The organism is Streptomyces sp. 2A115 (assembly GCF_052245575.1).
Taxonomy (GTDB): domain Bacteria; phylum Actinomycetota; class Actinomycetes; order Streptomycetales; family Streptomycetaceae; genus Streptomyces.
The window spans coordinates 265,007-282,464 of sequence record NZ_JBQQCG010000003.1; the positions used below are offsets into that span (position 1 = coordinate 265,007).

Here is a 17,458-nt window from a genome sequence, read left to right on the forward strand (position 1 = left end):
GGGTCATGAACACGTGTGAGCGACGTCGTGAACGCACGTGAGTGAGCGTGACCGAATGCGACCTGAATGAACAGCCGTGGATCGAGAGGAAGAGCTGTGAGCACCGAGAACGAGGGCACTGAGGTACCCCCGGCCCCGTCTGCACCCCCTGTGCCGGTGGACACTCCCGCTGCTTCCGTGCCTCCGGAGCAGGCGGCTTCGCGGGAGGCGGGTCCTACGGGTCCCTATCAGGGAGAGCCGTCCCACGGGGCGGCCTCCTCCCGGGAGACGGCCGCTCAGGGGAGTTCTCAAGGCGGCGCACCGACGACCACGTTGCCGCCGGTGCCCCCCGGTGCGCCCGAGGGTGCCGCGCCCGCTCCCGAAGCGGGCGCTTGGCCGCCTCCTCCGCCGACCACGCCCTCGTACGCGGGCGGCGGTGGCTCTGGGGACGCCTGGGGCGCCTCGTACCAGCAGCCCGCGCCCAAGTCGGGCGGCGGGCGCGGCGGTCTGATCGCCGCCATCCTCGTGGCCGCGCTTGTCGCGGGCGGCGTCGGCGGCGGCGTCGGCTACTGGGCGGCGGACCGCAACGACACCTCCACGGATTCCACGACGGTGTCCGCCCCGCAGAGCGGCGGCGATCTCAAGCGCGACGCGGGCACCGTCGCGAGCGTGGCCGCCGAGGCGCTGCCGAGCACCGTCACCATCGAGGCCGAGGGCAGCAACGGCGAGGGCGGCACGGGAACGGGCTTCGTCTTCGACACGCAGGGCCACATCCTCACCAACAACCACGTGGTGGCGGAGGCGGTCGACGGCGGCAAGCTCTCGGCCACCTTCTCGAACGGCAAGAAGTACGACGCCGAGGTGGTGGGCAACGCCCAGGGCTACGACGTCGCGGTCATCAAACTCAAGGACGCCCCTTCGGACCTGAAGCCGCTGCCGCTCGGCGACTCGGAGAAGGTCGCCGTCGGAGACTCGACGATCGCCATCGGCGCCCCCTTCGGCCTCTCGAACACGGTGACCACGGGCATCGTCAGCGCCAAGAACCGTCCGGTGGCCTCCAGCGACGGCAGCGGCGGCACCAAGGCCTCGTACATGAGCGCCCTGCAGACCGACGCCTCGATAAACCCCGGCAACTCCGGCGGCCCGCTCCTGGACGCGAACGGCTCCGTCATCGGCATCAACTCGGCCATCCAGTCCAGCAGTGGCGGCCTGGGCGGTACGAGCCAGTCCGGCTCCATCGGCCTGGGCTTCGCGATCCCGATCAACCAGGCGAAGAGCGTCGCCCAGCAGCTGATCAAGACTGGCACGCCCGTCTACCCGGTGATCGGCGCCTCGGTCTCCCTGGAGGAGGGCACCGGCGGCGCGACGATCAGCAAGGAGGGCCCCGACGGTTCGGAGGCCGTCACCCCGGGAGGTCCCGCCGACAAGGCCGGCCTCAAGTCCGGCGACGTCATCACCAAGCTCGACGACCGGGTGATCGACAGCGGTCCCACCCTCATCGGCGAGATCTGGACCCACGAGCCCGGCGACACCGTCAAACTCACCTACACCCGCGACGGCAAGCAACAGACGGCCGAAGTGACCTTGGGCGAGCGCAAGGGCGACAGCTGACCCGTTAGTCTTGTCCCCGCGCCGATCTCGTGTCGGCGCGGGGTGGGTTGCCCGAGCGGCCTAAGGGAACGGTCTTGAAAACCGTCGTGGCAGCGATGTCACCGTGGGTTCAAATCCCACACCCACCGCGCAGGTCAGCCTGGGTGCTGGTCAGAGCTGGTCAGAAGGGGTGTCTCTCGGTGAGAGACACCCCTTCGGCGTTCGAATCAGGTCCACGGTTTTCTCTCCCCGTGCGGTTTCTCCTTCGTGCCGCGGGTGAACAAGTCGCAGATGGCGCGTCCACGACTGCTACAGCTCGTAGTCCCGGGCCAGCTCCTCCCAGGAAACGCCGCGGAGCGCGGGATCGGCGTCCTGGCCGGACGGGACGGTCGGGGTGGGCTGGAACCAGACGACCGTGAGGGCCGAGCGGTACAGCATGAGGTCGTGGTCCGGGTCCAGGGCGGTCGAGCGGCACGCTCCGATGCACGCCACGGGCGGCAGCACCTCGACGGGGCCGAACGGGCCGGCGTACTGCTCCGGGTACTCGCGGGGAGGCGGGACGAGGTGGACCGGCCCGGTGGAGAAGGCGCGTTCGGCGGTCCTCAGGAGGCTCTTGATCTTCATGTCGTTGACGGGCTTGCAGGGATAGCCCTCCAGCATCCCGCCGTACGTCGAGGAGAGCCGCAGCTCGGCGAGCTCGATCGAACGGCCGGACGAGAGGACGACGCGGGTCAGCGCCATGGGGCACACCCCAGGGCGGCACTTCGTCGGAGCTTCGGGGATTTCACGGCCGGTGTTGCCCTGTCATCCGTGCCGCCGAGGTGATCGTCGAGCGGGCCTCCCGTTCGGTGAGCCCGGTGCGGACGGCGGCGTCGACGAGCGCCTCGGTCAGCTCCGGGCCGATGCCGTTCTCGTACGCCCGGCAGGCGGCCCAGTAGAGGCGGGTGTTGCGCTGGCCCTCGTGGGCGGCGAGGACGAACTGGACGAGGCCCTGGCCCTGCTGGCCCGTTGAGGCGGGGGTGGAGTGGCGGGGGCGGGGCGGCGGCATGAGGAGGCGCAGGAGGGACGTCGGGCAGGGGGCGGGCGCCAGGTGGGCGGTGCCCGGAGCCGTGCTGTAGGCGCCGTGCTCGGTGCGTGAGCCGGGGCCGACGAGGTAGCCGCCGGCGCCGCGGATGTCGATGCCGGGGGCCAGGCGGCCCGCGGAGTTGGGGACGACGACGTCGGGCGGGCCACTCAGCCAGACGTGCCGACCGCCGCTGGGGGTCAGTACGACGACCGTGGCGGGGATCGTGAACAGGTGGCGCAGGGCCAGCTCCCGGAGGGCCGCTGACGAGTCCGTACCCGACTTGGTGTCGAGGTCGATGCCGATGAGGTGGTGCGGCTCCAGGCCGCAGGCGATGCCGTAACCGGTGGCCCAGGGGGCGGCGGTGAAGAGCTCGCGGATGCGCCGCGGATCGGTCGAGGCGTCGTACACACCGTGTCCGAAGCGGCCGCACTCGCCGTGGCAGGGCGGTGCCGTCGGGTCGTCGCGGTGTGGTGAGCGCAGCGCCGGGAGCTTGGTCCGGGACAGCGGGATGACGGCCAGTCCGCGTTCGGCGGCTGACAGGGCGTGTGCGAGGGCCAGCGTCGTGGCCTGCCGGTCGATGGTGGCCATGACTCCATTTTCGTACGAGTGTTCGAAAAAGGGAAGAGGGCGGCCCCGGTGGGCGGCGGGAGGTGGAAGGGGGTGGCGAAGGGGCTGTGGGAGGGGAGGGGAGCCGCCTGGAGAGATTGGCTGAAAATGTGCCGAAACGCTTCGTCCCTTGCGGCGTATGGGATTGAGATGCCCATGCCCTCCTGAGCTGCGGTTTCGGCGCTGCGATGGGGGTTTATCGACATGTCCTCACGCTTGCGAGCGAATAGTGGCTTCCGGGGTGGTTCGCCGGGGATTCGGTGGGCAATTCTGATGTCGCGACGTCGTGACCCACACCGAGGCGGTCGGCCAACTGCCTGGGAACAAGCCGTACTTGGCCGGCCCTGGCCGGTGCGTACTTCCGCTTCTGGAGGAATAGACATGGCAAGCATCCGTACCGCCCGCGTTCTCGCCGCCGTAGCCGCCTTGCCGCTCGCGGCCGCCCTCTTCTCGGGTGTTGCAACGGCCGACAACGGCGCCTTCGCGGACAACGGATCGAACGCGGCTGTGGCGACGGTCGATGGCGGCGGTGTCGGTGGTGACAACTACGGCACGTCGTCCACCACGCAGCAGCAGGCCGTCGGCTCCGGTGCCTCGAACCAGAGCAACACGGCTCAGGTGAACGGTTCCGCGTTCACGGCCATCGACCAGTCGAACGAGAACATCGCCGTCAACTTCACCGAGCTCTGGTGAGCCCGCGGCTGTCGGGGACTGGAGACCCCCGGCGGTCGTACGCCTCCCTAGTGGGGTGCTTTGTGGGGTGGTAACGCGTCTGTGCGGCGGTGCTTCGGTACCGCCGCGCAGGCGTTTTCGCGCATCTACGGGTGCCTGGCGCGTACGCGCACGCATGTGGCGCGTGGGTGTGCCGCATGTGGGTCGGGCGGGCGCCCCTGGCCCCGGCGGTCAAGGTCTCTGACCTTGACAGTCGACCTTATCTGACGGACAGTCAGAAACCCTTGTCGTGTGAGGTCCGGGAGGGCCGTCGTCGTGCATCTCGCCCCCACCGAGCGCCAGCGACGGCTGCGCGCCGAACTCCGTACGTACTTCCGGGCCGTGATGCCGGACGGGCCGCCCCCCGCCGACTCCGGGCGACAGCGTGCGCTGCTGCGCAGGATCGGCGCCGACGGGTGGCTGGGGCTGGGCTGGCCGGTCGCGTACGGGGGCCAGGGGCGCGGCGCCGAAGAGCAGTTCGTCTTCTTCGACGAGGCTTATCGGGCGGGCGCTCCGGTCTCCATGGTCACGCTGAACACGGTCGGGCCGACGCTCATGAAGTACGGCACCGAGGAGCAGAGGGGCTTCTTCCTGCCGCGGATTCTGCGCGGGGAGCTCGTGTTCGCGATCGGGTACAGCGAGCCGTCGGCGGGGACGGATCTCGCGTCGCTGCGGACGCGGGCTGTGCGGGTGGGAGAGGAGGGCGGCCTCGAGCGTGGCCTCGGGGCAAGTGGCTCCGAGAACGGCGACGAGAGCAGTGGCGGCGGTGAGTGGCTCATCGACGGGCAGAAGGTCTTCACCTCCAACGCCCAGTACGCCGACTGGATCTGGCTCGCCTGCCGTACGGACCCCGAGGCGCCCAGGCATCAAGGCATTTCGATCCTGCTTGTGCCCACCGACGCCCCCGGGTTCTCGTGGACGCCCATCGAGACAGTGGGTGGGCTGACCACAACGGCCACGTACTACGACGGAATCCGGGTACCGGCGGCCAACCTCGTCGGTGAGGAGAACGGCGGCTGGGGGCTCATCACCAACCAGCTCAATCATGAGCGGGTCGCGCTCGCGGCGATCGGCATGCAGGCCGAGGACTTCTACGCGGCCGCGCTGATCGCGGCCAGTACGCCCGATCCAGTGACGGGGCGGCGCAGGGTTGACGAGCCGTGGGTTCGGTCGAGGCTGGCCGAAGTGCATGCCCGGCTGGCGGCAACGCGCCTGCTCAACTGGCGTTTGGTGGGGGATGTCGGGGCCGGCCGGCTGGCCCCAGGCGATGCGAGCGGCGTGAAGTTCCTGGGAACCGAATCGGCGGTCGCGGTGTATCGAATGTGTACGGAAATTGTGGGAGCGGACGCGCTGGTGCGCTCCGGTTCGCCGGGTGTGTTCGGGGACGGCGAGCTGGAGCGGATGAACAGGGCGGCGCAGATCAACACGTTCGGGGGCGGGGTGAGCGAGGTGCAGCGGGAGATCGTGGCGACGATGCGGCTCGGCATGACGAGGGGGCGGCGGTGAGCGCGGGGACGGCTTCGGGCGCAGGCGCGGATGCGGCGGCGGCGCGTGCGAGTGGCGGCGCTGCCTCGAGCGGAGAGGGGGCTGCCGCTGCGAGCGAGGGCGGGCACGGGGAAGTGTACGAGGACGTGTACGCGCGGTTGAAGGCCTACGAGGGACGGGCGTCCGCCGTCGGGGGCGTGGGCAGGGATCGCGTCAACGAGCCGATGATCCGGCACTGGTGCGAGGCGATGGGTGACACGAATCCGGCATATGCGGGACCGGATGCCATAGCGCCGCCCACCATGCTCCAGGTGTGGACGATGGGGGGTCTGTCCGGGCACGGGGGACGTTCGGAGGCGTACGACGAACTGCTCGGGCTGCTCGACAGCGCGGGGTACACCTCGGTCGTCGCCACCGACTGCGAGCAGGAGTACCTGCGGCCGTTGCGGCCCGGAGACGAGATCACCTTCGATGCGGTGATCGAGTCGGTCTCCGAGCGCAAGACGACCAAGTTGGGCACGGGGTACTTCGTCACGACGCGGATGGACGTACGGGCGGGCGGCGAGCCTGCGGGGACGCATCGGTTCCGAATCCTCAAGTACGTGCCCGCGGTTCGGGGACGGAGCGGTTCGGGGGCAGCGACGGCGGTTCCGAGGGCAGCGGAGGAGGCGGCGCCGGGAGCGTCGGGGACTACGGCGGGACCGGCGACCGGGGAGAAGGGCGCGAAGGCTTCACGGCCCCGCCGGCCCCGTCCTGTCGTCAACCGTGACAACGCCGGCTTCTGGGAGGGCGTGTCCCGGCACCGGCTGCTCATCCAGCGCTGTGACGGCTGCAAGGCACTGCGCTTTCCCTGGCTGCCGGGGTGCAACGCGTGCGGGGGCCTGGAGTGGGACACGGTCGAGGCGGGCGGCGCGGGGATCGTCTACTCGTACGTGGTGATGCACCACCCGCCCTTCCCCGCCTTCACCGTGTCCGACCATGCCGCCGGCGAGACGGGACCGTACGCGGCCAGGCCGTACGCGGTCGGGCTGATCGAACTCGCCGAGGGCGTGCGGATGATCAGCAACGTGGTGGGGGTGCCGTACGACCGCATGCGGATCGGGATGCCGGTGCGACTGGAATTCGAGCGGGTGGACGAGGAGCTGGAGCTGCCGGTCTTCCGAGCCGTCGAGGGGGCCGGTGGCTGACATGGACTTCACGCCCACGGAGGAGCAGGCGGCGGCCCGCGACCTGGCCGCGAGGATCTTCGGCGACCTGTCCACGCACGAGCGGCTGACCGCCGTCGGGACCGGCAGTGACGCCGAGCTGTGGAAGGCGCTGTGCGAGGCCGGGCTGCTGGCCGCCGTCGAGGACATAGGGCTCCTCGGGCTGGTGCTCCTGCTGGAGGAACAGGGGCGGACGACGGCCCAGGTGCCGTTCGCGGCGAGCTGTGTGTACGGGCTGCTGGCGGTGTCGGCCCATGGTTCGGCTGAGCAGCGGGAGCGGCTGCTGCCGGGGATCGGGGACGGGACGGTGGTGGTGAGTGGGGCCCTGCCCGCAGCTGTCGTACGGGTGGGCGCAGACGGGGAGTTGAGCGGAGTTGTCCCTGTGGTGCCGTGGCTGCGCGACGCCACGCATGTCCTCGTCGCGGACGACGAACGGCGACTGTGGCTGGTGCGGACCGCCGACGCGATGAGGGTGCCCTCGCGCATGGGGGTCCCCCCGTTCGAGCGAAGTAGGGAGCAGGGGAGAAGCCGAGCGTGCGGGAGCGAGCCCGTCGAGCTGACGGCGCCGTGGTCTGCGGGGCGGCTGACACTGGACGGCACGCCGGCCGAGCGGCTCGGTGGCCCCGACGGGGACGACGCCGGGGCATCCGACGCTGCTGCGGCATACGACGACGTGCTCGCCACCGCTCGCATCGCCTTCGCCGGGCTGCAGGCCGGAGTGTGTGCGGGTTCACTGGCCCGGGCGGTGACGTACACCAACTCGCGCGAGCAGTTCGGGCGGCCGCTCGCGGCCAAGCAGGCGGTCCAACTCCGTGCGGCCGACGCGTACATGGACACCGAGGCGATACGGGTGACGGCGTACGAAGCCGCGTGGCGGCGGGACGAGGGGCTGGACTACGCCACGCACGCGCTGACCGCCGCCTGGTGGGCGTCGGAGGCGGGGCAGCGCGTCGTGCACGCGGGCCAGCATCTGCACGGCGGCATGGGGGCCGACCTCGACCATCCCGTGCACCGGCACTTTCTGTGGGGGCGGCAGCTGGACGCGTATCTGGGGTGCGGGAGCGAAGTGCTGCAGGAGTTGGGCGAGTTGATCGTGCAGGGAGAGGCGGAAGCATGAACACCGACGTCGGGCCGGTGCGGGTCGGGGACGCGCTGCCGCCGCTGGAGATCGAGATCACCCGCACGCTCATCGTCGCCGGGGCGATCGCGTCGCGTGACTACCAGGACGTGCACCACGATGCGGAGCTCGCGCGGCAGAAGGGTTCGCCGGACATCTTCATGAACATCCTGACGACCAACGGACTGGTCGGCCGCTACATCACGGACCACTTCGGTCCCAGGGCAGCGCTGCGGAGGGTGGCGATCAGACTGGGTGCGCCCAACTATCCGGACGACACGATGGTGTTGACCGGCACGGTGGAGGCGGTCGAGGGCGACACCGCGACGATCCGGGTCGTGGGAACCAATGGCATCGGCAGGCACGTCACGGGGACAGTGATGGTCACCGTCCCGGAGGAGGGCGCGGCGACCGGCGCGGCTTCGGGGGCTGTTCCGGCCAGGGGCGCGGTCACCGGCGGGACCTCAGGCATGGCTCCGGTGGGGGGCACGGTCGTCGGCGACGCGGCTTCGGGTTCGTCAGGGGGCCGACCATGAGCGTACGGACACGGGACACCCTTGGCGGGCGGGCGGCGATTGTCGGGATCGGGGCCACCGAGTTCTCGAAGGACTCGGGGCGCAGTGAGCTGCGGCTCGCGGTCGAGGCGGTGCGGGCCGCGCTCGACGACGCGGGGCTCACGGCGGCCGATGTGGACGGGATGGTGACGTTCACGATGGACACGAGCCCGGAGATCACCGTGGCGCAGGCGGCAGGCATGGGCGAGCTGTCCTTCTTCTCGCGCATCCACTACGGGGGCGGGGCGGCCTGCGCGACCGTCCAGCAGGCCGCGCTCGCGGTGGCCACCGGGGTAGCCGAAGTGGTCGTCTGCTACCGGGCGTTCAACGAGCGGTCGGGACGTAGATTCGGTTCCGGAGTGCAGCGGCGGGAGCCGTCGGCCGAGGGCGCGGCACTCGGCTGGTCGCTGCCCTTCGGACTGCTCACACCCGCGTCGTGGGTGGCGATGGCCGCCCAGCGCTATCTGTACACGTACGGGCTGACGCCCGAGGCGTTCGGGCATGTCGCGGTCGTCGACCGCAAGTACGCGGCCACCAACCCGGCGGCGTACTTCCACGGCAAACCGATCACGCTCGCCGACCACGCCGCCTCGCGCTGGATCGTGGAGCCGCTGCGGTTGCTGGACTGCTGTCAGGAGACCGACGGCGGTCAGGCCCTGGTCGTCACGTCGGTGGAGCGGGCGCGTCATCTGCGGCATTCGCCCGCCGTGGTCACCGCGGCCGCCCAGGGCGCGGGGCGGGCGCAGGAGCAGATGACCAGCTTCTACCGGAACGATCTGACGGGGCTGCCGGAGATGGGCGTGGTGGCACGGCAGTTGTGGCGCACGTCAGGGCTGACGCCGGCCGACATCGACGTGGGGATTCTCTACGACCACTTCACGCCGTTCGTGCTGATGCAGCTGGAGGAGTTCGGGTTCTGCAAACCGAGCGAGGCCGCTGACTTCGTCGCCGAGGAGCGGCTGCCGTTGAACACGCACGGAGGACAGCTCGGGGAGGCGTATCTGCACGGGATGAACGGGTTGGCGGAGGGGGTACGGCAACTGCGTGGGACGTCCGTGAACCAGATACCCGACGCCCGCCGGGTGCTGGTGACCGCGGGAACGGGGGTCCCCACGTCGGGGGTGATCCTGGGTTCGGACGATCGGGGCTGATTCGCGACGCGGTAAGGGAGGCGGGGGCGCTGGGCGCTCGGTCGGGGCCGGGGTTCTGCTCCGTGCCACGCGCGCCCGCTCGTGCACGGAGAGGTAGGGGCACACCTGGGCTTCCCGTAAGGTCCGGGGAGGTGCTTGGGCGGGCACCACCCGAGTGAGGTCTGGGAAGCGCGGGGCAGTATGGCTGACTGGCCTCGGCACGGACTGCCCCTCGGGCCCCACATTGCACGTGTGTACCGCGTGGCAACGGCACGCCTCTAGTCCTTTGGACCTGTTGCCGAACGAGGTCGTACTACTCCTGGACCACTCCAAGTTCCGGGCTACTGCCAGGGGAGCCGTCTCTCAGGGGTGAACCCTCAGGGGGCCGGGCCCCCGCGTCCACCTTCAGGAGGTGGGGCCAACCCCCTTCCTACAACCTGAGGCGGACACGGCTTCGGGACCTCCGGCCGATCCGCTGGAGTAGGGGGCGCTCCTAGCGTGGAGCCATGACCACAACCGTCTGCACCAGCGCTTCGAATGCGGCGACGCGGACTCTTGCGTACCCGTCGTTCTCCTCGTACGTGAGGGCTCGCCAACCGGTGCTGCTGCGTACCGCGCGCTCACTGACCGCGAACCCGAGCGACGCGGAGGATCTGCTGCAGACCGCGCTGACGAAGACGTACGTCGCGTGGGAGCGGATCGAGGACCACCGGGCGCTCGACGGTTATGTGCGGCGGGCGTTGCTGAACACGCGGACGTCACAGTGGCGGAAGCGGAAGGTCGACGAGTTCGCGTGCGACGAGCTGCCGGAGCCCGAGGCTCCGCCGGCCGGCGATCCGGCGGAGCAGCAGGCGCTGCACGATGCGATGTGGCGCGCGATCATGAAGTTGCCGGCGCGGCAGCGGGCGATGGTCGTACTGCGGTACTACGAGGACCTGAGCGAGGCGCAGACGGCGGAGGTGTTGGACGTGTCGATCGGTACGGTCAAGTCGGCCGTGTCGCGTGCGCTGGGCAAACTCCGCGAGGACCCCGAGCTTGGTCCCGTGCGCTGATTGGGGTGATCGACCTCGCGGTGATTGATCGCGTGCCGCGTGCGGTGATGGGCCTCGTGCGGTGATCGGCCTCGCGGCGATTTGGTCGCGCGGTGAATTGGTATGGCGGGGACCTGCTGCCAGGCGCCGCTCGGGACGGGACGGCCGAAGGCGGAGTCACGGCCGCGCTGCCACTGCTGATTTGGCACGGCGCCGTCAATGAGCACGGCAGCCTCGGCCTCCGCGGCAGGACGGGCCGGCCGCGGGACGAGCTGGCCGCCGGACGGGCTAATCAGACCGGCTCTTGATCGATCATCTCCGGGAGTAGTGACATACCGCACGGTATGTGAGCAGAATCAGGCCATCCCTTACCACCGCGTAGGCAATGTCGCCCCGGGAGGCCGCCCCGTGCAGAGCACGATGCAGGACGTACCGCTGCTGATCTCGAGGATCCTGACCCACGGGTCAACCATCCACGGAGCGTCGCAGGTGATCACCTGGACCGGTCAGGGAGAGCCGCAGCGGCGCTCCTTCGCCGAGATCGGTGTCCGGGCGGCCCGGCTGGCACACGCGTTGCGCGATGACCTCGGCGTCCGGGACGACGACCGGGTCGCGACGCTCATGTGGAACAACGCCGAGCACGTCGAGGCGTACTACGCGATCCCCGCCATGGGCGCGATCCTGCACACGCTCAACCTCCGGCTGCCCCCCGAGCAGCTCGTCTGGATCGTCAACCACGCCGCGGACCGCGTGGTCGTGGCCAACGGTTCGCTGCTCCCCCTTCTCGCGCCGCTGCTGCCGCACCTCAAGTCGGTCGAGCATGTGGTCGTCTCCGGCCCCGGTGACCGTTCGTTGCTCGACGGGGCGACAGTGCAGGTGCATGAATACGAGGACCTGATCGCGGTCAAGCCGGACAGCTACGACTGGCCCGAGCTGGATGAGCGCCAGGCCGCGGCCATGTGCTACACCTCCGGAACGACGGGCGACCCCAAGGGCGTCATCTACTCGCACCGCTCGGTCTACCTGCACTCCATGCAGGTCAACATGGCCCAGTCGATGGGTCTCACCGACCAGGACACGTCCCTGGTCGTGGTCCCGCAGTTCCATGTGAACGCGTGGGGGCTGCCGCACGCGATGTTCATGACCGGCGTGAACGTGCTGATGCCGGACCGTTTCCTCCAGCCCGGCCCGCTGGCCGAGATGATCGAGAGCGAGCGTCCGACGCACGCGGCCGCGGTCCCGACCATCTGGCAGGGTCTGCTCGGGGAACTCAAGGCCAAGCCCCGGGACGTCAGTTCGCTGACCCAGGTCACCATCGGCGGCTCCGCGTGTCCGCCGGCGCTGATGAAGGCCTTCGACGAGCTGGGCATGCGCGTCTGCCATGCCTGGGGCATGACGGAGACCTCGCCGCTCGGCACGATCGCGCGGCCTCCGGCCCAGGTGGTCGGCACGGAGGAAGAGTTCGCGTACCGCCTCACGCAGGGGCGTTTCCCGGCGAGCGTCCAGGCCCGGCTGACCGGCCCGGGTGGCGAGCGGCTGCCCTGGGACGGTGAGTCGGCGGGCGAGCTGGAGGTCCGCGGCCCGTGGATCGCGGGCGCGTACTACGGCGGCGCGGGCGCCGACGTCCTGCGCCCCGCCGACAAGTTCAGCGAGGACGGCTGGCTGAAGACCGGCGACGTCGGAACGATCAGCCCCGATGGCTTCCTCACCCTCACCGACCGTGCCAAGGACGTCATCAAGTCGGGAGGAGAGTGGATCTCCTCGGTCGACCTGGAAAACGCCCTTATGGCTCACCCGGACGTCACCGAGGCCGCCGTCGTCGCCGTCCCGGACGACAAGTGGGGCGAACGCCCGCTCGCCACCGTCGTGTTGAAGGAAGGCTCAACCGCCGACTTCGACTCCCTGCGTACGTTCCTCGCCGACGAGGGCAAGATCGCCAAGTGGCAGCTCCCTGAGCGCTGGACGATCATCGAGGCGGTGCCGAAGACGAGCGTCGGCAAGTTCGACAAGAAGGTGCTGCGCAGGAAGTACGCGGCAGGCGAGCTGGACGTCACGCAGATCTGACGGCTGACGGCTGACGGCGCGTAGGTTTGACGGCTTTGGTTGGTATGTGAGGTGGGGCGTTTTTTCCCGCGAAACAAAGCCCCACCTCACATGTGCGCACAATCCTGTTCGTAGCGTCGTGCGCGCTCAGTTCGTACCGATCCGCGCCAGCAGCTCGACGATCCGGCTCTGCACCTCGGGACTCGTCGACCGCTCGGCGAGGAACAGCACCGTCTCCCCCGAGGCCAGCCGCGGGAGTTCGGTCTGGTCCACGGCGGCGGTGTAGACGACGAGCGGAGTGCGGTTGAGCTGGCCGTTCGCACGCAGCCAGTCGACGATTCCGGCACGTCGGCGGCGTACCTGCATGAGGTCCATCACGACCAGGTTCGGCCGCATCTGCCCGGCCAGCGTGACGGCGTCCGCGTCGGACGAGGCCCGCGCGACCTGCATCCCGCGGCGCTCCAACGTCGAGGTCAGCGCGAGCGCGATCTCCGCGTGCTCCTCGATCAGCAGGACGCGCGGCGGGTGCTGGTCGCTGTCGCGAGGGGCGAGGGCCTTGAGGAGTACGGCGGGGTCGGCGCCGTACGCCGCCTCGCGCGTCGCCTGGCCGAGGCCCGCCGTCACCAGGACCGGCACCTCTGCGGCGACGGCGGCCTGGCGCAGCGACTGGAGTGCCGTACGCGTGATCGGGCCGGTGAGCGGGTCGACGAAGAGCGCGGCCGGGAAGGCGGCGATCTGCGCGTCGACCTCCTCGCGTGAGTGCACGATGACGGGCCGGTAGCCGCGGTCGCTCAGCGCCTGCTGGGTGGTGACGTCCGGCGCGGGCCAGACCAGCAGCCGACGCGGGTTGTCCAGCGGCTCCGGGGGCAGCTCGTCGTCCATCGGCTGCGGCTGGGGCCGGTTCGCGACCTCGACCGCGCCGCCGGGGCCGTCGAGCGGCTCGGGGCCTTCGTCGGCGTTCTCGTCGGGGGCCCCTATGGCGTACGAACGGCCGGTGCCCTCGGTGGCGTTGGCCAGCCGGGACTGCGGTCCCGTCTGCGGGTGCGGGCGAGCAGCCGCCTCCGGCTGCTCGGCGACGGGCTCGGGTCGGGTGCCGAGTTTGCGACGACGCCCGGAACCGTTGGTCGCGTGCGGGGGAGGCGTAGGGGCTTGGGGCTGCGGGGCGGCTCCCGCCTGCACCGCGGCCTGCCCCTGGGCCTGTGCGAGGCCCAGGCCCTGGGGCGGCGGCTGGGGCGCCATGGGGGCGGACTGACTCGGCCGGGGCTGCTGCGCGTCGTTCATACGGCGGCCGAAGGGGACGCCCTGCCCGAGCGTACGGACACTTATGGCGCGGCCTTGCGTCGAATTGGGGTCGATCGCCGGCGCCGCCGGCGCAGGCGCCTCGGCGGGGAGGGGCTGGGCCGCGCGCGGCTGCTCCGGGGCCTGCGCTTGCTCCGGGTCCGCCGCCGGGGTGTCGGCCGTGCCCGGCCAGGGTTGGGGAGCGGTGGCGTGTTCCGGCGGTGCGGGTACGGGGGCTCCGGCGCCGGTGGTGTCGACTGCTCCGGGCCAGGGCTGGGGTGGTGCCGGGGCCGCCGCGGGGGGTTGGGGCGCGGTCGCGGAGGGCTGGGGCGCTTGTGGTTGGGCGGTTTGCGCGTGCTGGGGCGATTGCGGTTGGGCCGGCTGGGCCTGCGCGGCTGTGGGAGCGCCCTGGGCTGGGGGGCCGGCTGTCGGAGTTCCGGCTGCCGGGGCTGAAGGGACTGAGGGGTTGGTGCTCTGGCCGAGGGCGGTTTGCGGAGGGAGGGCCTGGCCTGGGGCGTCCGGCTGGGGCTGGGGCAGGCCCTGGGCGGGAACCGCTTGCCCGGGGACAGGAACGCCCTGAGCGGGGACGCTCTGACCCGGGGTCCCCTGGGTGGGTACGGAGACGGGCTGGCCGGGGGCAGCCTGAGGGGGCGTGTCCTGTACGGGGACGCCTTGTGCGGGGGGCAGTTGTCCGGGCAAGGCGTGTGCAGGCATCGCCTGTCCGGGCGCCGCCTGTACGGGAACGCCTTGCGCCGGGCTCAGTTGTCCGGGCGTGCCCTGCGCGGGAACGTTCTGCGCGGGGCTCAGTTGCCCGGGCGCCCCTTGGCCAGGAACTCCCTGCCCAGGAACCGGCACGGCTTGCCCCGGAGCACCGGGAAACCCCTGCGCAAGCCCCTGTGTCACCGCTTGCTGTCCAGGAACTCCCGCCGCCGACACTCCCGCCGCCGCCGACACTCCCGCCGTCGCCGGCGCCCCGGCGGCCCCGTCCACCTCGTCCGGCCCTCGCCGAGCCCGTCGACGCCCACCGGGCGCCTGCACAGGATGCGGCTGGGGCGGGGTGTGATCTTCGGCAGGGTCGCGCAGGGCCACGTCGTGGCGCCCGTTGTCGGCTTGGTGACCAGGCCCCTCGGCCTGCTGAGCGGCGTATTCGGGAGAGCGGTCGGCCTCGGCCGGCGGCAGCGCGAACACCGCACGAGGCCCCGCCTCCTGGGCAGCCGCACGCTCCGCCGCGGCGGCCAGCGCCCGCCGACGCCTACCGGTCGGCTGAGCCCCGCCACTGTCGCCATCACCGCTACCGACACCACCCACACCACCGGTAGCACCGGCACCCGCATTCGCGTCCGGAGCCGCGGACGGAGCGGCGGGCAGCGCAGCCGGCAGCGCCTGCCGCTCGCCGTCGCGTCGCGCACGTCGGCCACCACCGGGCGCGGGTACCCCCGTGGGCACGCCCTGCGGAGGTACCGTCGCGCCGAGCCCCGTAGCCGCGGTACCGGCCGCATGCTCCGCCGCGGTCACGACCGCGCCCTCGGCGACTCCGCCCTCGGCGGCGACCTCGCCGCCCTCGGCCGGACTCGGCCGCCCGCGCCGTCGCCCGGTCCCGCCGGACGCCTCGGCGCCGTCATCGGCGGCGTCCTGCGCACCCTGAGCCGGAAGCGGCACCTGCGCCGCTTCTCCGGCGGCCCGCCTGCGCCGCCCCGTGGGCACGGCCGTCTCCGCCGAGGGCCCGACCTCGCTCTCCAGGAAGGCGTCGACGGAAGCCCGCCGAGCCCGCCGCCGCCCGCCCCCCTGCGGCGAAGCCGGCTCACGCAGCGCGACCGCGGACCCGACCCCACCGGAGGCGGAACCCCCGGCCTGGTCAGCACCCGAGTCGGAGACCGAGCCCGGATCGGAACCCGGGACAACGACCGCACTCGCGTCCGCTCCGGCCCCGGGAAGGGCCCCGGGAGCCGGAACCGCCCCGGCCCCACCCCCGATCGGCACCTCGAGAACGAACGCACTGCCGCTCATCCCCGGCACCTCATGCGTCTGCAGCACGCCACCGTGCGCGCGCACGATCCCGCGCACGATCGGTTCGTGCACCGGGTCTCCCCCGGTGTACGGCCCGCGCACCTCGATCCGTACGACCTCACCGCGCTGCGCCGCCGCCACGACGACCGTGTTGTCCATGTAGCCGCCGGCCGAGACCGGCGCGTTGCCCGTCGAGTCGACGCCCGCGACGTCCGCGATCAGATGCGCGAGCGCGGTCGCGAGCCGCTGCGGGTCGACCTCGGCCTCGATGGGCGGCGCGTGCACGGCGAACTGCACCCGACCGGGCCCGATGAGCTCGACGGCCCCGTCGACACCGGCGGAGACGACGGCGTCGAGCATCACTTTCGTACGCGTGACACCGCCGGTCCCGGAATCCAGGCTCTGGTAGGCGAGCACGTTGTCGACGAGTGTGGTGATGCGCGAGTAGCCGGCCGAAAGGTGGTGCAGCACCTGGTTGGCCTCGGGCCACAGCTGCCCGGCATCGTCGGCGGCGAGGGTCGCCAGCTCGGTCCGCAGCTGGTCGAGCGGTCCGCGCAGCGAGCGCCCCAGCACGGCGAGCAACTGCTCGTGCCGCGCGGCCAGCGCCTCGTACCGGTCCTTCTCGCGCTCGGCGAGCGCCGCGTACCGGTCGTCGCCCGCGGCCAGCTCCTCCTCATGCTGCTCGCGCAGCTCGGCGAGCTCCCTGGCGTGCTCGTCCCGGAGTGAGGTCAGCGCCTCGGCGTGCTCCTCGGCGGCCCGCTCGAGCTCCTCCTGATACCGCTGCGCCTCGGCTTCCTTCTCCTCGGCGAGCGTGTCGTAGGGCCGCCGGTCCATGAACGTCATCACGGCTCCGACGAGCTGGTCCCCGTCTCGTACGGGTGCGGTCGTCAGGTCGACCGGTACCTTCTCGCCGTTCTTCGCCCACACCACCTGCCCGCGCACCCGGTGCTTGCGCCCGGAGCGCAGGGTGTCGGCGAGCGGCGACTCCTCGTAGGGGAAGGGCTCGCCGTCGGCGCGCGAGTGCAGCATCAGCGGGTGCAGTTCCTGCCCGCCCAGGTCGCTGGCCCGGAAACCGAGTATCTGCGCGGCGGCCGGATTGACGAGTACGACCCGTCCCTCTGTGTCCGTCCCCACGACACCCTCGGCGACGGCCCGCAGGATCATCTCCGTCTGGCGCTGCGAACGCGCGAGCTCGGCCTCCGTGTCGACGGTGCCGGAGAGGTCTCGTACGACGAGCATCAGCAGCTCGTCGGCGGCGTAGCCGTGACCGTCGTACGCCTGCTGCCCGTTCTCCAGATGCGCGCTCGTGACCTCGACGGGGAACTCGCTGCCGTCGGTGCGGCGGGCGATCATCCGGGTAGGCCTGGTACGGCCGCTGGCGTCGACGATCTCGGGCCGCCGCATGGTGCCGGGGATGAGCCGGGAGTCGAACTGCGGCAGCAGATCGAGCAGTCCCCGCCCGACGAGCGCGGTGCCGGGGGCCTCGAAGGCCTCGAGGGCGATGGTGTTGGCGTTGACGACCGTTCCATTGGCGTTGACCAGCACCAACGCATCGGGAAGCGCGTCCAGTATGGCTGCGAGGCGAGCAGCGCCTCGGGATGGCCTGCTGCTCACGAGACGCTTCCTCCCTGTTACCGCACCTTTCCGACCGCGGGG

General features: G+C 71.3%; 11 protein-coding genes, 1 tRNA gene and 1 pseudogene. 10 read left to right on the forward strand and 3 right to left on the reverse strand.

The genetic code is table 11. The features are described from left to right. Window positions 1-96: 96 nt before the first annotated feature. Both ACTWQR_RS04330 and ACTWQR_RS04335 read left to right on the forward strand, forming a co-directional pair. Window positions 97-1,590 (forward strand): S1C family serine protease, encoded by a 1,494-nt coding sequence (locus ACTWQR_RS04330; RefSeq protein ID WP_443225514.1) that lies wholly within the window; start codon window positions 97-99, stop codon window positions 1,588-1,590. Between the two features lie 41 nt (window positions 1,591-1,631). Continuing rightward, a tRNA-Ser gene (locus ACTWQR_RS04335) sits at window positions 1,632-1,718 on the forward strand. Window positions 1,719-1,878: 160 nt separating this feature from the next. On the opposite strand, the gene ACTWQR_RS04340 is transcribed toward ACTWQR_RS04335, so the two are convergent. Further along, on the reverse strand, window positions 1,879-2,310 hold the full coding sequence (locus ACTWQR_RS04340) for a hypothetical protein (protein WP_443225515.1): 432 nt from the start codon (window positions 2,308-2,310) through the stop codon (window positions 1,879-1,881). 43 nt (window positions 2,311-2,353) lie between these two features. Beyond that, window positions 2,354-3,223 (reverse strand): bifunctional DNA primase/polymerase, encoded by an 870-nt coding sequence (locus ACTWQR_RS04345; RefSeq protein ID WP_443225516.1) that lies wholly within the window; start codon window positions 3,221-3,223, stop codon window positions 2,354-2,356. Between the two features lie 399 nt (window positions 3,224-3,622). Between ACTWQR_RS04345 and ACTWQR_RS04350 the strand changes: the two genes are divergently transcribed. The 8 genes and pseudogenes from ACTWQR_RS04350 (at window position 3,623) to ACTWQR_RS04385 (ending at window position 12,538) form a co-directional block, all read left to right on the forward strand. Next, window positions 3,623-3,934 (forward strand): hypothetical protein, encoded by a 312-nt coding sequence (locus ACTWQR_RS04350; RefSeq protein ID WP_443225517.1) that lies wholly within the window; start codon window positions 3,623-3,625, stop codon window positions 3,932-3,934. Between the two features lie 294 nt (window positions 3,935-4,228). Beyond that, window positions 4,229-5,458 (forward strand): acyl-CoA dehydrogenase family protein, encoded by a 1,230-nt coding sequence (locus tag ACTWQR_RS04355; RefSeq protein ID WP_443225581.1) that lies wholly within the window; start codon window positions 4,229-4,231, stop codon window positions 5,456-5,458. Between the two features lie 113 nt (window positions 5,459-5,571). Beyond that, window positions 5,572-6,624, forward strand: coding sequence for a bifunctional MaoC family dehydratase N-terminal/OB-fold nucleic acid binding domain-containing protein (locus tag ACTWQR_RS04360; RefSeq protein WP_443225518.1), 1,053 nt, complete (start codon window positions 5,572-5,574; stop codon window positions 6,622-6,624). A 1-nt stretch (window position 6,625) separates the two neighbouring features. Continuing rightward, window positions 6,626-7,759 (forward strand): acyl-CoA dehydrogenase family protein, encoded by a 1,134-nt coding sequence (locus ACTWQR_RS04365; protein WP_443225582.1) that lies wholly within the window; start codon window positions 6,626-6,628, stop codon window positions 7,757-7,759. Window positions 7,760-7,776: 17 nt separating this feature from the next. Then, window positions 7,777-8,157 (forward strand): annotated as a pseudogene (locus ACTWQR_RS04370) (MaoC family dehydratase); the annotation flags it as partial. 134 nt (window positions 8,158-8,291) lie between these two features. After that, complete coding sequence (locus ACTWQR_RS04375; protein WP_443225519.1) at window positions 8,292-9,464, forward strand: lipid-transfer protein; 1,173 nt, start codon at window positions 8,292-8,294, stop codon at window positions 9,462-9,464. Window positions 9,465-9,949: 485 nt separating this feature from the next. Next, a complete protein-coding gene (locus ACTWQR_RS04380) occupies window positions 9,950-10,495 on the forward strand; it encodes a SigE family RNA polymerase sigma factor (RefSeq protein WP_443225520.1) in 546 nt (181 codons plus the stop codon). 399 nt (window positions 10,496-10,894) lie between these two features. Continuing rightward, window positions 10,895-12,538 (forward strand): long-chain fatty acid--CoA ligase, encoded by a 1,644-nt coding sequence (locus ACTWQR_RS04385; protein WP_443225583.1) that lies wholly within the window; start codon window positions 10,895-10,897, stop codon window positions 12,536-12,538. A gap of 126 nt (window positions 12,539-12,664) precedes the next feature. Here ACTWQR_RS04385 and ACTWQR_RS04390 read toward each other — a convergent pair whose 3' ends face one another. Continuing rightward, window positions 12,665-17,416: a PAS domain-containing protein gene (locus ACTWQR_RS04390; protein ID WP_443225521.1), complete on the reverse strand. Its 4,752-nt coding sequence runs from the start codon at window positions 17,414-17,416 to the stop codon at window positions 12,665-12,667. Window positions 17,417-17,458: the final 42 nt, after the last annotated feature.